The organism is Ruminococcoides intestinale (genome assembly GCF_040095935.1).
GTDB classification, from domain to species: Bacteria; Bacillota; Clostridia; order Oscillospirales; family Acutalibacteraceae; genus Ruminococcoides; species Ruminococcoides intestinale.
Genome location: NZ_JBBMFQ010000002.1, coordinates 461870 through 477235, shown reverse-complemented (window position 1 = coordinate 477235; position 15366 = coordinate 461870). Strand labels below are relative to the sequence as shown.

Below are 15366 nucleotides of genomic sequence, written 5' to 3'. Positions count from 1 at the left end.
ACAGCATAAAATCAGGCTGACAGGTTATTAAAAATCTGTCAGCCTTAAATTATTTTATCAAGTTTTCGCTACGAATTAAAATCAATAAACAACAACACGGGTTCCCGAGGAAATGTTGTTATAGATTTTCTTAGCTGCGTTGTACGGTGTGTTTACACAGCCGTGTGAGCCGTGACCCTTGTACCTTGTTCCGCCGTATTCCCAGCTTGAACGCCATGATGCGTCATGGATTCCGCAACCGTCAGATGTGAACGGAAGCCAGAATGTTACATGGGAATTCTCCATAAGTGTTGCAGGAGATGCCTTGTAAATAATTGAATATGCACCCTTTGGCGTATCGCTTGTACCGTAGTTGCCGGTTACAACATCTGTTTCAACAACAAGCTTACCGTTCTTGTAGTACCACATATGCTGCTGATTGATGCTGATTTCAACATATGTGCCGCCGACTGAAACACCGTAGGCATTCTTGCTGATCTTTACACTCTTTGTCTGGAATGTGCCGAGGCACTTGTACTTTTTCGGGTTACTGCTCGGTCCCGAATACTTGTAAGCACGAATACGGAAGTAATAGGTCTTGCCGACTGTAAGCTTTTTGGTGTTGTAGAAAGTATTCTTTGTTTCACCAAGCTTTGTATATTTTCCGTTCTTTGAGGTTGAATAGAAAATCTCATATGCTGTCGGAGTGGTCATTGCCTTGCCCCATGTGAGATTTACTCTTGAAAGTCTTGTATCTGTCTTGAAATTAACGGCATTAAGACCTGCCACACATCTTATTGTTGACGGTGACGAATAGTAAGTGTTCTTTTTGATTGCACGGTAAGCCCTAATCTGATAGTAATACGCTCTGCCGTTCATAACTCCCTTATCTCTGAAAGAAGTTGTGGAATTTGAAGTGATTGTCTTATAAAGAACATATTCTCCGTTTGTGTTCCTGCTCATACGGTAGATTTTGTAGCCTGTTGCCTGTGAGTTCTTTGACCACGAAAGTGTAATTGCAGCACCCGACTCCTTGAGTGAAACGCTAACGGCATTCGGGAGAGTAGCTGTTCTGTAGGTCTGACTCTTACCCTCATACTTTACACCGTCATGCTCAACATAGGCGGCAACCTTTACATCATACCAGGTTGCTGTTCTAATCTTTTTGAGTGTACAGGCATTTGACTTTACATATGTAAATCTTGAAAAATTCTTGTGTGCGTCATTGTTGCGGTAGTAGATTACATAGCCTGTTGCACCGCTTACTTTATCCCACTTGAACGAAAGCGAATTTGTTGTATATTGCGTTCTTTTGAGATTCTTGATTGCGCCCACATTCGGCTTAAACGGCTGAGTCGGAGGAACCGTAGGAGTTACTGGCGGCTCCGTTACCGGCTGTGAAGGCTCGGTTGCCTGAGTTGGTTCAACGCTCGTATCTGTTACATCAGATGCAACAGTTGCCTCTGTTGCAGGCTGAGAGTCTGTTTCTGCGGCAGAAACAGCTAATGTTCCGACAACAGAACAAGCTACGGTAACTACTGCGAGAATTACAGCCAAGGTGTGTTTGAATTTGAATGTCATATATTCCATCCCCAATCGTGTTTGATAATTAGATTATATATGTTTTTTTCAAAAAAATAAAGAGTATTTAGTAAAAAATTTCAAAAATCTTCCACTAATTACTCTTACTTTATCTTGTCATTTTTATTAAGTTTAGAAAGGCGTTCGCATTCGGCAATCAGCTTGCTCTGTTTAAGCCTTCTTTCGTCCTCAAGCACAGATTCACGAACCTGTTTTCGCAGTCTTTCAAATGGTGTGTCACGGTTGCCTGTTATCTCTTTCGGGCTTAAAATTTTTGGTGCAAGATTTGATGCACCCGGTCTTGTGAGCATCTGAATGGTGATATGCTCATGCTGAATGAGAGCGAAAAGCTGACTGAGAGAGGTACATTCGTCAATTGCCTTGACGAGTTCTTCCGTTGTTTTGTGACGGTATCCGTGCACCTTTGTTTCATTCAATTTCACTCACCGCCCTTTATCGCCTTTTGCGGAACATTGTTATCATTATATTTCCGAATAAATGCCTCCGCTGTTTGATGAAGGACACTTGTACCTTAGATTATACTTAATTTTCACAAGATTTTCAATATTTATTTTCGGTTTCTTTGTTTACATCAACACTTTTTTATGATATGCTGACTAACAGATACGCAAAATGTCCGTATAATCGACATTTTTCAGCGTTAAAAAATTTTTGTCAGGAGTAGAATAATGAAAAAAACTATTTGTGCCGTAACGGCTGCCATGCTTGCACTTACCTCGGTTTTGTGCGGTTGTTCAAGCAACGCTGAAAGCAGTTCACAGTCGGGCAGTACAACCCCGGCAACTGTTGCCACAGACACAACCGTCAAGACAACAGGCGAAAAAATACATATAAACGACAGCACTCTCGGTGAAATCTGGATTACCGAGCTTGACGGTGTACCTAAAAATACACTCAACAACGATAACTTCACCTCTGACGACACTTTCAAATACTACAGTGAAAACGGCAAGGCCGCTTCAATGGAGGGAATCGACATTTCCTCCTACAGCGGAAAGATTGACTGGGACAAGGTTAAAAAATCGGGTGTTGATTTTGTTATGGTTCGCATCGGCGGCAGAGGCTACGGTTCTGACGGAAAAATGTACTCGGACGATTCCGCCCTTTCATATATAAAGGGTGCTAAGGCGGCAGGACTTAAAGTCGGCGTGTATTTCTTCTCTCAGGCTGTCAATAACGATGAGGCAATTGAAGAGGCTGACTATATAAAGACACTTCTCGGCGATGAAACAATCGATTTTCCCGTTGCATATGACTGGGAAATCATCAAGGATGATGACGCAAGAACCGACAGCGTTTCCGCCGCTCAGGCAACAGCCTGTGCAAAGGCATTCTGCAACCGCGTAAAGGAGCTTGGCTACACACCGATTATCTATTCTCCGAGCAAGGAGCTTTACTTCAAATATGACCTCACACAGCTTGCAGATTTTGACATCTGGTACTGCGAATACGCAAATGTTCCGACATTCTATTATCAGTTTTCTATGTGGCAATACTCTTCATCAGGCAAGGTTGACGGAATTGAGGGCGATGTTGATATGAACATCTGCTTTACAAACATAGCCGATTACGATTAAGAAAGGATAATATATATGAAAAAGATAGCAAGCTTTACAATCAACCACAACACACTTATGCCGGGTGTTTACATCTCAAGAATTGACGGAGATATTACAACATACGATATGCGTTTTGTAAAGCCAAACACACCGCCGTATCTTCCGAATCCCGTTATGCACACAATTGAACACCTTTTTGCAACATATGCCCGCAACAGCAAATTTGCCGACAATGTAATCTACTTTGGACCTATGGGATGCAGAACGGGTTTTTATTTTCTCGTTCGTGATATGTCAAATGAGGACGCATTACAGCTTATAAAAGATACAATAAAGCAGTGCGCGGAGCACAAAGGGGAAATCCCCGGAACAACTGCAATTGAGTGCGGAAACTACCTTGAACATGACCTTGACGGTGCTTTAAAAGAGTTAAATAAATATTACTCTTTGTTAAAAGATTACACGGTTGATAACTTACAGTATAATTAATATAGGGAATTATTGTTTAATTCACCCTGTTTTTGTAACCTTATCCCCTGTCTTATTATTAATTATGACATTTTTTAATTCTCATATTGCAATTTCGTAACTATTTGGTATAATAAAGGTATCGTGTTTGTTACAAAAATGTAACGGTTAATGAGATAGGAGAAATTATTTTGGAGACAAAGTTCATTGGTTTGGAAGGTTTCAATGAAATCGAGAGTCTTCCGACAAAGAAACGCAGAGTTTGCAGGCGTGAGCTTACAACAGCACAGAAAACTGTTCGCTTTGTAAAGAGAGCAACAACATTTTGTGCAAAATCAGTTGTAAGAATGTCAAAAAACACAGCCGCAAAACTCGCACAGGCAATTGAGAACAGGAAGGGTTCTTTAAAGTCTGTTACAATCAAGTCTGTTAATTCGTCAAAGAAAGCAAAAACACAGATATCAGCTATTGACAAAGCATTCAACGAATCAAGAAACGGCACAACAAAGAGTGCCGGAGAGATTGTATCGGAACTTTCGTTCAAAAGCGGAAAGCAGTATGCTCACCTTGCACCCTCGGCAATCCGTTCGCAGAAGTTGCTTAGAAAAAAGGCTGTGCTTGCAGTAGTAGCCTGTTTCAGTGCAATCACACTTTCATGTGTAACGGTTGCAAGCGCACTTGATATGAAAGATAACAACAGCGTACAGACACCTGCACTTGTTGCAACAAGTGACGAGGCTGTTCCTCATACTGAAATTGACGGCGAATCGGCATCGGCAGACCTCAAAGCAATTTCACCGTCATGTGCAAGTCTTTATATTGACGGCAAGTTCATCGGTGCGACAGAAGAAATTGACCAGCTCAATGCAGACCTCGAACAGGTTCTTGTTGATTACCGCAGAGATTACGATGACGAAACAACAACCGAGTTTGCAAATTCGGTGGAGATTGTAACAGGTAACGCAAGCGGTACAGACCTTATTACCGCAGACGAGGTTATGGCACTTGCAGACGGCAAGTTTTCAATCTCACTTTCAACAGACATTGTTTACACAAGAGATGTGGCTTATGACACAAAGGTAAAATATGACGAGGACAAGTCTTCTTCATACAAAAAAGTTACCACAAAGGGCGTTAAGGGTGAAGAAGAAGTAACGGTAAGAACTACATTTGTTGACGGTGTTCAGACCGATGCAGTTCAGACTGACGCAAAAACTCTTAAAGAGGCAGTTGACGAAGTTGTTGTAAAAGGCAAGGCTGAGGATACTTCATCAAGCACAGGTTCTTCATCAAGTTCAAATTCATCTTCAAGCTACACAACAGGTTCATCGGGTATGTTTGCATGGCCACTCCCCTACACACATACATTGACAAGTACCTTCGGCACACGCTGGGGCAGACTTCACGGCGGACTTGACATTTCAGACGGCGGTGTTTACGGACAGCCTATTTATGCATCCGCAAGCGGTACCGTAACATTCTCGGGCGGTGACAACAGCGGCTACGGCAACTATGTTATCATTGACCACGGCAGTGGCTACACAACACTTTACGGTCATTGCAGTTCACTTGTTGCAGTAACAGGTCAATATGTAAATCAGGGCGACCTCATCGGTTATGTCGGTTCAACAGGCAACTCAACAGGCCCTCACCTCCATTTTGAAATCCGCCTCAACGGTGAAAAAATGGACCCCCTCGGCTACACAAGCTGATTTAATTAAATATAAAATGCAAAATTATAACCCCCTATTCACTTGAATAGGGGGTTTTGTTTACTCATCTTCGGCTGATTCTTCTTTTAAATTTTCAAGAGCTACTCTTACCGCTTCCACAACAAAGGCAGAAAATGTGCAATCCGTACCGACAAGGACAGATTCCACTTCATCAATCACATCGTTTGGAAATCGTATACTTTTGCTTGTTGTTTGGGGAATTTGCGGAATTTTAAACTTTTTCATTGCGTGAACTGCTCCTGTATTACATTATATATTACTATTGTATGCAATTTACACAAAAATTGCGTATTACTTTTGTCTTGCGTTTTGTATTACGCAATGTTATAATTGAATCAATGAAGCTTCATATCTAAAAAATTTAATAAGGAGGCAATAAGTGATTACTGTTATTGGGTATATTCTGACAACTCTCGGCTTTGGCGGACTTGCATATTCGTTATTTACTGTGAATACAAACAAAAGATATTCGTGGACATCTCCATTTTCTTCATTTGAAAAAACAATTATTGCAGTTGCTATAATTTCATTTATTATTCTGCTTGTAGGAATTATTATGGTTATATTTTCTTTTGTTAAAAAGAAAAATGAGGATAAGCTTAATTCACTTAAAAATTTAGGAAATAACAATAAATGTCCAAATTGCGGTCTTAATGTTACCGCAGGTATTAACGAATGTCCACGATGCCACCAAAAACTTAATAATATTGACGGAGGTTTTTATAATGGCAAGAACAATTATTAACCTGCCACTGCGAAACAGTGTTGATGAATCATACAACACTGCTGTAAATATTTTGCAGGCAAACGGTTTTAAAGAAGTTTCCTACATCGGCGAAACTGTATGGAAAAAAGGTACAGGACTTTTGACTGCTATGCAATACATAAAAATTGAATTTACAGATACAACGCTCGTTGTATCTGGTTGGGTACAAGCAGGTGTCGGTAGTGTTGGCGGAAACGAAATGGCACTTAACGGTATTGTTGCCGCTGTACCAAAAAAATCTGTTATGAAGGTCATTGAACAGATTAAGGCAAGTCTGTAAACAGAGGTAACAATATGATAAAATTAAGAAAAATATCAATGGTGTTATGTATAATTACGATGTTGTTTGCGGTTATGTCATTAAGCGGTTGCAGTAACAACAGCATAACCGGAATATGGGCATTTGTTGACGACGATGGGCAAGTTAGCGAAAATTCAAAAATGTATTTTAATGATGACGGTTCTTGCAATGATATTGATTATCATGGTCCGACGAGTGCTGACCCTGTGTCATACAAGGTCATGAGTGATGGAAAACTTGTATTCACAATGGAATGGGACGGCACATCATCATTTGACCTTGCTCAAAGCGAAGAGGAAGCCATGAATGATTATCACAAATATTATATTTCAGGCGACACATTGATTTTCAGGAAAAGCACATACAAGAGAGTATAAAATTACACCCCGATTCGTTTGAATCGGGGTTTTGTTTATGATGAATATGATTTTATCTGAACATATACTGTGCGGTGTCGAGGACTGACTCCATTGTTTTAAAGGCTTTGTTTGCCTTTTTCTTGAGTTTCGGGTTGCTGTCTACCATATTTTTGCCGACAATACCCATGCAGACGCCTGCCGTCATTCCTATTGCAACGCCTTTCATCACATTCATCATTGGACTTGTATTCATAATCACACCTCCCCATCCTGCAAATTCATTGACAAAATGTGTGTTTTTTCATCTTTGTCACACGGCTTTGTCAAAAAAACTTGCATTATTATTGTTTACGATTTAAAATGTATTTAAACAGAAAAAGAATGGAATAATAAAAATTGGAGTGATAACTTTTGGCAACTCTTAACCTTGTGCTTGTTGAACCCGAAATTCCGCAGAACACGGGCAATGTGGCACGAACCTGTGCCGCAACGGGAACAAGACTTCATCTTGTCAAGCCTATGGGCTTTGAACCTGACGATAAAAAACTCAAAAGAGCCGGACTTGACTACTGGCACTTGCTTGACATCACATATTATGAAAGCATTGACGATTTTTTTGAAAAAACAAAAGGCGGAAAATACTTTTTCTTTTCAACAAAAGGAACTCACCGCCACAGCGATGTTGAATATCCCGACAACTGCTATCTTCTTTTTGGCAAAGAAACAAAAGGCTTGCCCGAGGAGCTTTTAATGCAGCATCCCGATGATACTTTAAGACTGCCTATGATTGACGAGGCAAGAAGTCTTAATCTTTCAAACTCGGTTGCAATTGCGGCTTATGAAGTTTTAAGGCAATGGGATTATCCTGCTTTGCAGAACAAGGGCGAGCTTCACAATCACAAGTGGAGCGACCTCAACAATATGACATAAGAACAAAAATAATATTCATAAACTTCCTTAAAATCAGTATTTGTAAAGGAAGTGCAAAAAATACCTTTGCAGGCGAATTTTTTAAAGTTTTCTATTGATAAAAAGGGGTTTTTGATATATAATAATGGTGACTGTAAAAATACTAAATTTTTACAAATTTCTTCTTACACGAAAGGAATGTATATTATGCAGCTCAACAAAGTATCTGTTGATGACATCAATGTAAAAGGTAAAAAAGTACTTGTTCGTTGTGACTTCAATGTACCGCTCAAGGACGGCGTAATCACAAACGACAACAGAATTACAGCAGCTCTTCCTACAATCAAGAAGCTCATCGCTGACGGCGGCAAGGTTATCCTTTGCTCACATCTCGGCAAGCCGAAGAACGGTCCCGAAGAAAAGTTCTCACTCGCTCCCGTAGCAGTAAGACTTTCGGAACTCCTCGGTCAGGATGTTGTTTTCGCTAACGATGACGAGGTTGTAGGCGAAAATGCTAAAAAGGCTGTTGCAGAAATGAAAGACGGCGATGTTGTTCTTCTCCAGAACACTCGTTTCAGAAAAGAAGAAACAAAGAATCTTGAGCCGTTCTCATCAGAACTTGCTTCACTCGCTGATGTATTCGTAATGGATGCATTCGGTTCGGCTCACCGTGCACACTGCTCAACAGTAGGTGTTACAGACCACATCAAGGACACAGCAGTAGGTTACCTCATGCAGAAGGAAATTGACTACCTCGGCAATGCCGTTGAAACTCCTGTTCGTCCGTTCGTTGCAATCCTCGGCGGTGCTAAGGTTGCTGACAAGCTCAATGTTATTTCAAACCTCCTCGAAAAGTGCGACACACTCATCATCGGCGGCGGTATGGCTTACACATTCCTCAAGGCTCAGGGCAAGGAAGTCGGTCTTTCACTCGTTGACGATACAAAGATTGACTACTGTAAGGAAATGATGGCTAAGGCTGAAAAGCTCGGCAAGAAGCTCCTTCTCCCAATCGACACAACAATCGCTGCAGGCTTCCCTGATCCTATCGACGCTGAAATCGAAGTTAAGGTTGTTGATTCAGACAAGATTCCTGCTGACATGGAAGGTCTTGACATCGGCACAAAGACACAGGAACTCTTTGCCGACGCTGTAAAGAGCGCAAAGACTGTTGTTTGGAACGGTCCTATGGGAGTATTTGAGAACCCGACTCTTGCAAAGGGTACAATTGCTGTTGCTAAGGCTCTTGCCGACACAGACGCAACAACAATCATCGGCGGCGGCGACAGCGCAGCTGCTGTTATTCAGCTTGGTTTTGCTGACAAGATGAGCCACATCTCAACAGGCGGCGGTGCATCTCTTGAATACCTTGAGGGCAAGGTTCTTCCGGGTATCGCAGCAATCGCTGACAAATAATTTAATCAAATAAAAGGGCGGATTTTTCCGCCCTTACTGATTTAACCCTGTTACTTTATTATAATAATAACATATTCTGAAAGGAAAATTATCATGGATAAGTCAAAGAGAAAGGCAATTATCGCCGGCAACTGGAAAATGAACAAAACTCCAAAGGAAGCTAAAGAGCTCCTCAACGCTATTACTCCCCTCGTAAAAGATGCCGGTTGTGAAGTAATCGCTTGTGTTCCTTATGTTGACCTTGCAACAGCACTTGAGGCTACAGAAGGCACAAATGTTAAAATCGGTGCAGAAAACTGTCACTGGGCTGAAAGCGGTGCTTTCACTGGCGAAATCTCAACAGGTATGCTCAAGGAAATGGGCGTTGAATATGTAGTTCTCGGTCACAGCGAGAGAAGACAGTATTTCGGCGAAACAGACGAAACTGTAAACAAGAGAACAAAGGCTGCTCTTGCCGCAGGTCTTAAGCCAATCGTTTGTGTCGGCGAACTCCTTTGGGAGCGTGAGTGCGACATCACGGAAGAAGTTATCGCAAGACAGATTAAGCTTGACCTCTTCAATGTAACAGAAGAAGAACTCAAGAATGTTGTTATCGCTTATGAGCCTGTATGGGCTATCGGCACAGGCAAAACTGCTACAGCTGATCAGGCTGAAGAGGTTTGTGCATTCATCCGTGCTACAATCGCTAAGCTTTACAATCAGGTTGCTGCTGACGCTGTTACAATTCAGTACGGCGGTTCAATGAATGACGGCAATGCTGACGAGCTTCTCTCAAAGACAAATGTTGACGGTGGCCTTATCGGCGGTGCATCACTCGTTGCCGAGAAGTTTGCCGCAATCGTAAAGGCTGCAAGCAAGTAATTTAAACAGTATATTCAAACACAATGCCGTGTCCTTTTGGGCACGGCACAAAAGTCTGTAATCGGCTTTTGGATTTTGTTTTTTGCATAACAAGATTGTGTATGCTTTATGGAAAGGACACGCAAAATGAAAAAACCGGTAATTTTAATGATTCTTGACGGCTTTGGTATTGCTCCCGAAAAAGGTAACGCTATCAAGGCTGCTAAAAAGCCAAACATTGACAAGCTTTTTGCATCTAATCCGCTCACACAGATTGGTGCGTCGGGTATGGATGTAGGTCTTCCTGACGGTCAGATGGGTAACTCTGAGGTCGGTCACACAAATATGGGTGCCGGCAGAATCGTTTATCAGGAACTCACAAGAATTACAAAGACTATCAACGAGGACAAGCTCAAAGATAACGAGGCTATTGTTGATGCAATGGACAAGGCTCTCAAGAACGGCACGGCACTTCACCTTATGGGACTTCTCTCAGACGGCGGTGTTCACAGCCACATTGAGCATCTCTACGGTATTCTTGAACTTGCTAAGAAAAAGGGTCTTAAAGATGTTTACATTCACGCATTTCTTGACGGCCGTGATGTTCCGCCTTCAAGTGCCGCTGAATATGCTGACAAGCTTCTTAACAAGCTCAAAGAAATCGGCATAGGCAAGGTTGCCACAGTTGAGGGCAGATACTACGCAATGGACAGAGATAACAACTGGGACAGAGTTGAAAAGGCATATGCCGCTATGGTATATGGCGAGGGCAACAAGGCAGACTGCCCTGTTTGCGCAATTAAGAACTCTTACAATGACGGCGTAACAGACGAATTTGTTGTTCCTTGTGTTATTGAGGGCGGTGCTCAGGTTAAGCCTAACGACAGCATCATCTTCTTCAACTTCCGTCCTGACAGAGCAAGAGAGATTACAAGAACATTTGTTGACCCTGATTTTAAGGGCTTTGAGAGAAAGAACGGTTTCTTCCCCGTAAACTTTGTTTGCATGACTCAGTATGATGCAACAATGCCTAATGTTGAAGTTGCATTCAAGCCAGAGGTTCTCAAGAACACACTCGGCGAGTATGTATCAGACAAGGGTATGACACAGCTCAGAATTGCAGAAACAGAAAAGTATGCTCATGTAACATTCTTCTTCAACGGCGGTGTTGAAAAGCAGTATCCCGGCGAGGACAGAATCCTTGTTAAGTCACCTGCTGTTGCAACATATGACCTCCAGCCTGAAATGAGTGCTTACGAGGTTACAGACAAGCTTGTTCCGGCAATCAAGAGCGGTAAGTATGATATGATTATTCTCAACTACGCTAACTGCGATATGGTTGGTCACACAGGCGTATTCGAGGCAGCCGTAAAGGCTGTTGAGGCTGTTGACACCTGCGTTGGCAAGGTTGTTGACGCAATCAAAGAAATGGGAGGTGTTGCTCTTATCACAGCTGACCACGGCAATGCAGATAAGATGGTTGCAGAGGACGGTTCACCGTTTACTGCTCACACAACAAACCCTGTTCCTTTCTGCGTAGTAAACTACGACTGCGAGCTTCGTGAGGGCGGCAGACTTGCCGATATCGCTCCGACAATGCTCCAAATTATGGGACTCGAGCAGCCCGAAGAAATGGACGGCACAAGCCTTATTAAGTAATTTATTTTACTGATTATATACAGAGCCACCGATGTTTTATCGGTGGCTTTTTTGTGTTAGCACAAAACTGTAGGGGTAGCCTTGCGACCGCCGCAAATTCCCGCAACGCAAAATTTAAGTTGTAAAATATCGTTAATCGGTGTAAAATAATATTACTTATGTATTGTTAATTATATGGCAGAGAAGGGGAAAATTTGATTAAGCTACGAAGATATCTTGCATACTACAAAAAGGAATGTATCATCGGTCCGCTTTGCAAGCTGTTTGAGGCAATTTTAGAATTGCTCGTTCCGCTTGTTATGGCAGGAATCATCGACAACGGTGTGCGAAACGGCGACACAGCATACATCTGGAAAATGGGCGGTCTGCTCGTTATTCTTGCAACTGTAGGACTTTGCAGTGCGCTCGTGTGTCAGTATCTTGCGTCAAAGGCATCTCAGGGTGTGGGAACAAGACTGCGCCGAGATTTGTTTTTGCACATCAACAGGTTATCACACGCAGAGTTGGACAAGCTCGGCACTCCGTCACTTATAACACGAATCACATATGACACCAATCAGGTTCAGCAATCTGTTGCAATGGCTATCCGCCTGCTCACCAGAGCACCGTTTATTGTTATCGGTTCAATGGTTATGGCAATGACAATCAACCTTGAAATGTCAATTATTTTCTTTATTGCGGCTATATTGATTGCCGTTACTCTTTACCTCATTATGACAAAGAGTATTCCTATTTTTGAAAAAATGCAGAAAAAGCTCGACAAAATCAGCCTTATCTGCCGTGAAAATCTTTCGGGCAACAGGGTTATCCGAGCCTTTTCAAAGCAGAAAAATGAGAAAAAGCGTATTGACGATTCAACCGAAGATTTGGCTAAAACTTCGATCAGAGTAAGCATTCTTTCGGCACTTTTAAGCCCTGTCACCTACATCATCACCAATGCTGCAATTATTCTCATCATTTGGTTTGGCGCTCAGAATGTAAACACAGGCAACGGAATGCTTTCGGGCGACATCATTGCCCTTGTAAACTATATGACGCAGATTTTGCTTGCAATGATTGTTGTTGCAAACCTTGTTGTACTTTTCACGAAAGCAAGTGCAAGTGCGGCAAGACTTAACGAAGTGTTTGAAACTCAGCCGAGTGTGTGTGAAAGCACTACCGAGAACATTGAAATTTCAGAGAGCGAAAGCACTCCGAAAATCGAATTTGATAATGTAAACTTCACATACGGCACGGGTGATGATGAGCTTGAGGACATCAGCTTTAAAATCAAGCGTGGTCAGACGGTCGGTCTTATCGGTGGTACTGGTTGCGGTAAAAGTACGCTTGTCAACCTTATCCCCCGTTTTTACGATGCAACACAGGGTACTGTAAGCGTTGACGGCAGAAATGTCAAGGACTATCCGTTCTTACAGCTCCGTTCACAGATTGGCATTGTTCCTCAGCAGTCAATTCTTTTCAAGGGAACAATCCGTGACAATATGAAATGGCAAAACGAAAATGCAACTGACGAGGATATTATAAAGGCTCTAAAAATTGCACAGGCATACGAGTTTGTAAGCAAGCTGAACAAAGGGCTTGACAGCTTTGTTGAACAGGGCGGTAAGAACTTCAGCGGAGGTCAGCGTCAGCGACTTTGCATTGCCAGAGCACTCACAGGCTCACCGAAGCTTCTCATTCTTGACGACAGCTTTTCGGCTCTTGACTTTGCAACAGATGCGGCACTCAGAAAGGCTTTGCGTGAAAACACAAAGGATATGACCGTGATAATCGTTACACAGCGTTGCTCAACAATTAAGAACGCAGACCTTATTCTTGTGCTTGATGACGGCAGACTTGTAGGCAAAGGTCAGCACGATGAACTGTTTGAAAGCTGCGAAACCTACCGTGAAATCTGTCTTTCACAGCTTAGTGAAGAGGAGGCAAAAAGATGAAAAATTCAGCAAAAAAATCCTCCTCTGTAAAAAAGGTACTCAAAAAAATAAAGCCGTATTCGTTTTATCTGATTTTAGCTCTTGTGAGCGCAATCATCAGCGTTTCGCTCACGCTCTATATTCCGGTTCTCACAGGTAACGCAATCGACAACATCATTGACAAGGGTAATGTTGACTTTGCAAGCGTTATTCAGATTCTTGTATATATCGGTGTAGGCATCGGCGGTGTGGCACTTTTCCAGTGGATTATGACCTACTTTACCAACATTGTCAGCTACCGCACTGTTCGTGACCTCAGACGGGAGGTTTTTGAAAAATTCAACACAGTTCCCCTCTCCTACATTGACACAACACCTCACGGCGACCTTATCAGCCGAGTAATCAACGATGTTGACGCAGTTGGTGACGGTCTTACACAGATGTTTCTACAGCTTTTTTCGGGCATTGTTACCATTGTCGGCACGCTTGTATTTATGCTGACAATAAACTGGAAAATCGCCCTTGTGGTTGTTGTTCTCACACCGCTTTCGCTCTTTGTTGCGGCATTTATCGGCAAGATGACGCATAACCGCTTTACCCGTCAACAGGCACTCAACGGCGACATCTCGTCATATGTTGAGGAGCATATCGGCAATCAGAGAATTGTAAAGGCTTTTTCATATGAGGACAGAGCCTTTGAAGAATTTGAAAAGTACAACGATGAACTTCTTGAAGTGGGATTCAAGGCGCAGTTTGCAGGCGCACTTGCCAACCCGTCAACAAGATTCGTAAACGCATTGGTTTATGCCGCAGTAGGCATTATGGGTGCTCTGTTTGCCGTTGCAGGCACACTTTCGGTCGGACAGCTATCATGCTTTCTCACCTACGCAAATCAGTACACAAAGCCGTTTAACGAGGTTACAGGCGTACTCACACAGTTGCAGACAGGCATTGCGGCGGCAGGACGGGTTTTTGAAGTTCTTGAGGCAGATAACGAAATTCCCGACAACAGTACAAAAGAGCTTGAGCATTGCAAAGGCAATGTCAAGATTGAGAATGTAAACTTCTCCTACACAAAAGAAAAGCCGCTCATCACAAACTTTTCGCTTAATGTCAAGAGCGGCAGTCACATTGCCATTGTCGGTCCGACAGGTTGCGGCAAGACAACATTCATCAATCTTCTTATGAGATTTTATGACACGGACAGTGGCAAAATCAGCATTGACGGTGTTGACATTATGGATATCACCCGTGACAACCTCAGAAAATGCTACGGAATGGTTCTTCAGGACAGTTGGCTGTTCAACGGAACGATTATGGAAAATCTGCGTTACGGCAACGAAAACGCAACCGAAGAAGAAGTTATTGCCGCTGCAAAGGCGGCATATGCGCACTCATTCATCCGCCGTATGTCTGACGGCTACAACACCGTAATCAGCGAGGACGGCGGTAATCTCAGTCAGGGACAGAAACAGCTTTTGTGTATTGCAAGGGCGATGCTTACAAACCCGTCAATTCTTATTCTTGACGAGGCGACTTCATCAATTGATACCCTTACCGAAATCCGTGTTCAAAAGGCTTTTGCCAAGATGATGAAGGGCAAGACGAGCTTTGTTGTTGCCCACAGACTTTCAACAATCAAGGAAAGCGATGTTATCCTTGTTATGAAGGACGGCAACATCATTGAACAAGGCACACACGAGGAGTTGCTCGCCAAAGGCGGATTCTATAACAAACTTTACAACAGCCAGTTTGCAAAACAATAAACCGTATAACTGACTACTACACTCGAACACACAATTTTCAACAATTCCGAAAATATATACAAAACGAGGTCATCAGCTAAAAACCGATGACCTCTG

16 protein-coding genes are annotated in these 15366 nt (G+C 42.5%); 12 read left to right on the top strand and 4 right to left on the bottom strand.

Annotated features, from left to right (window positions below; all coding sequences use genetic code 11):
* Positions 1-81: 81 nt before the first annotated feature.
* The gene (locus WMO31_RS06000; RefSeq protein ID WP_367999372.1) at positions 82-1560 is read right to left on the bottom strand and encodes a L,D-transpeptidase family protein; all 1479 of its coding nucleotides are present in this window, start codon (positions 1558-1560) and stop codon (positions 82-84) included.
* Positions 1561-1664: 104 nt separating this feature from the next.
* The gene (locus WMO31_RS05995; RefSeq protein WP_046432800.1) at positions 1665-1997 is read right to left on the bottom strand and encodes a hypothetical protein; all 333 of its coding nucleotides are present in this window, start codon (positions 1995-1997) and stop codon (positions 1665-1667) included.
* Positions 1998-2249: 252 nt separating this feature from the next.
* Between WMO31_RS05995 and WMO31_RS05990 the strand changes: the two genes are divergently transcribed.
* The 3 genes from WMO31_RS05990 to WMO31_RS05980 all read left to right on the top strand — a co-directional run bounded on the left by WMO31_RS05990 (position 2250) and on the right by WMO31_RS05980 (position 5320).
* Positions 2250-3158: a glycoside hydrolase family 25 protein gene (locus tag WMO31_RS05990; RefSeq protein ID WP_367999371.1), complete on the top strand. Its 909-nt coding sequence runs from the start codon at positions 2250-2252 to the stop codon at positions 3156-3158.
* A gap of 15 nt (positions 3159-3173) precedes the next feature.
* Positions 3174-3629: an S-ribosylhomocysteine lyase gene (locus tag WMO31_RS05985; protein WP_015523313.1), complete on the top strand. Its 456-nt coding sequence runs from the start codon at positions 3174-3176 to the stop codon at positions 3627-3629.
* Positions 3630-3799: 170 nt separating this feature from the next.
* Complete coding sequence (locus WMO31_RS05980) at positions 3800-5320, top strand: peptidoglycan DD-metalloendopeptidase family protein (protein ID WP_367999370.1); 1521 nt, start codon at positions 3800-3802, stop codon at positions 5318-5320.
* A gap of 60 nt (positions 5321-5380) precedes the next feature.
* Here the strand turns inward: WMO31_RS05980 and WMO31_RS05975 are convergent, their stop codons facing one another.
* On the bottom strand, positions 5381-5566 hold the full coding sequence (locus WMO31_RS05975; RefSeq protein WP_015523312.1) for a YlcI/YnfO family protein: 186 nt from the start codon (positions 5564-5566) through the stop codon (positions 5381-5383).
* 154 nt (positions 5567-5720) lie between these two features.
* Between WMO31_RS05975 and WMO31_RS05970 the strand changes: the two genes are divergently transcribed.
* Genes WMO31_RS05970 through WMO31_RS05960 form a run of 3 tightly spaced genes read left to right on the top strand, consistent with a single transcriptional unit; the run spans position 5721 to position 6785 of the window.
* The gene (locus tag WMO31_RS05970) at positions 5721-6086 is read left to right on the top strand and encodes an Asp23/Gls24 family envelope stress response protein (RefSeq protein WP_101028269.1); all 366 of its coding nucleotides are present in this window, start codon (positions 5721-5723) and stop codon (positions 6084-6086) included.
* A complete protein-coding gene (locus tag WMO31_RS05965) occupies positions 6067-6387 on the top strand; it encodes a hypothetical protein (RefSeq protein WP_303675521.1) in 321 nt (106 codons plus the stop codon). Before WMO31_RS05970 ends, WMO31_RS05965 begins: the two co-directional genes overlap by 20 nt.
* 14 nt (positions 6388-6401) lie before the next feature.
* On the top strand, positions 6402-6785 hold the full coding sequence (locus WMO31_RS05960) for a hypothetical protein (protein ID WP_015523310.1): 384 nt from the start codon (positions 6402-6404) through the stop codon (positions 6783-6785).
* A gap of 52 nt (positions 6786-6837) precedes the next feature.
* On the opposite strand, the gene WMO31_RS05955 is transcribed toward WMO31_RS05960, so the two are convergent.
* Positions 6838-7020 (bottom strand): hypothetical protein, encoded by a 183-nt coding sequence (locus WMO31_RS05955; RefSeq protein ID WP_015523309.1) that lies wholly within the window; start codon positions 7018-7020, stop codon positions 6838-6840.
* 158 nt (positions 7021-7178) lie between these two features.
* On the opposite strand from WMO31_RS05955, the gene trmL reads away from it, so the two are divergent.
* The 6 genes from trmL to WMO31_RS05925 all read left to right on the top strand — a co-directional run bounded on the left by trmL (position 7179) and on the right by WMO31_RS05925 (position 15270).
* Positions 7179-7697 carry a tRNA (uridine(34)/cytosine(34)/5-carboxymethylaminomethyluridine(34)-2'-O)-methyltransferase TrmL gene (trmL, locus tag WMO31_RS05950; RefSeq protein ID WP_021882729.1) on the top strand — a complete coding sequence of 173 codons (519 nt, stop codon included), beginning with the start codon at positions 7179-7181 and terminating at the stop codon, positions 7695-7697.
* 186 nt (positions 7698-7883) lie between these two features.
* Entirely contained in the window at positions 7884-9092 is a 1209-nt protein-coding gene (locus WMO31_RS05945; protein WP_015523308.1) for a phosphoglycerate kinase, read from the top strand.
* A gap of 93 nt (positions 9093-9185) precedes the next feature.
* Positions 9186-9953: a triose-phosphate isomerase gene (gene tpiA, locus WMO31_RS05940; RefSeq protein WP_015523307.1), complete on the top strand. Its 768-nt coding sequence runs from the start codon at positions 9186-9188 to the stop codon at positions 9951-9953.
* 126 nt (positions 9954-10079) lie between these two features.
* The gene (gpmI, locus tag WMO31_RS05935; protein ID WP_015523306.1) at positions 10080-11591 is read left to right on the top strand and encodes a 2,3-bisphosphoglycerate-independent phosphoglycerate mutase; all 1512 of its coding nucleotides are present in this window, start codon (positions 10080-10082) and stop codon (positions 11589-11591) included.
* 194 nt (positions 11592-11785) lie between these two features.
* On the top strand, positions 11786-13525 hold the full coding sequence (locus WMO31_RS05930; protein WP_367999369.1) for an ABC transporter ATP-binding protein: 1740 nt from the start codon (positions 11786-11788) through the stop codon (positions 13523-13525).
* Positions 13522-15270, top strand: coding sequence for an ABC transporter ATP-binding protein (locus WMO31_RS05925; protein ID WP_176790960.1), 1749 nt, complete (start codon positions 13522-13524; stop codon positions 15268-15270). Before WMO31_RS05930 ends, WMO31_RS05925 begins: the two co-directional genes overlap by 4 nt.
* The last annotated feature ends 96 nt before the right edge of the window (positions 15271-15366 follow it).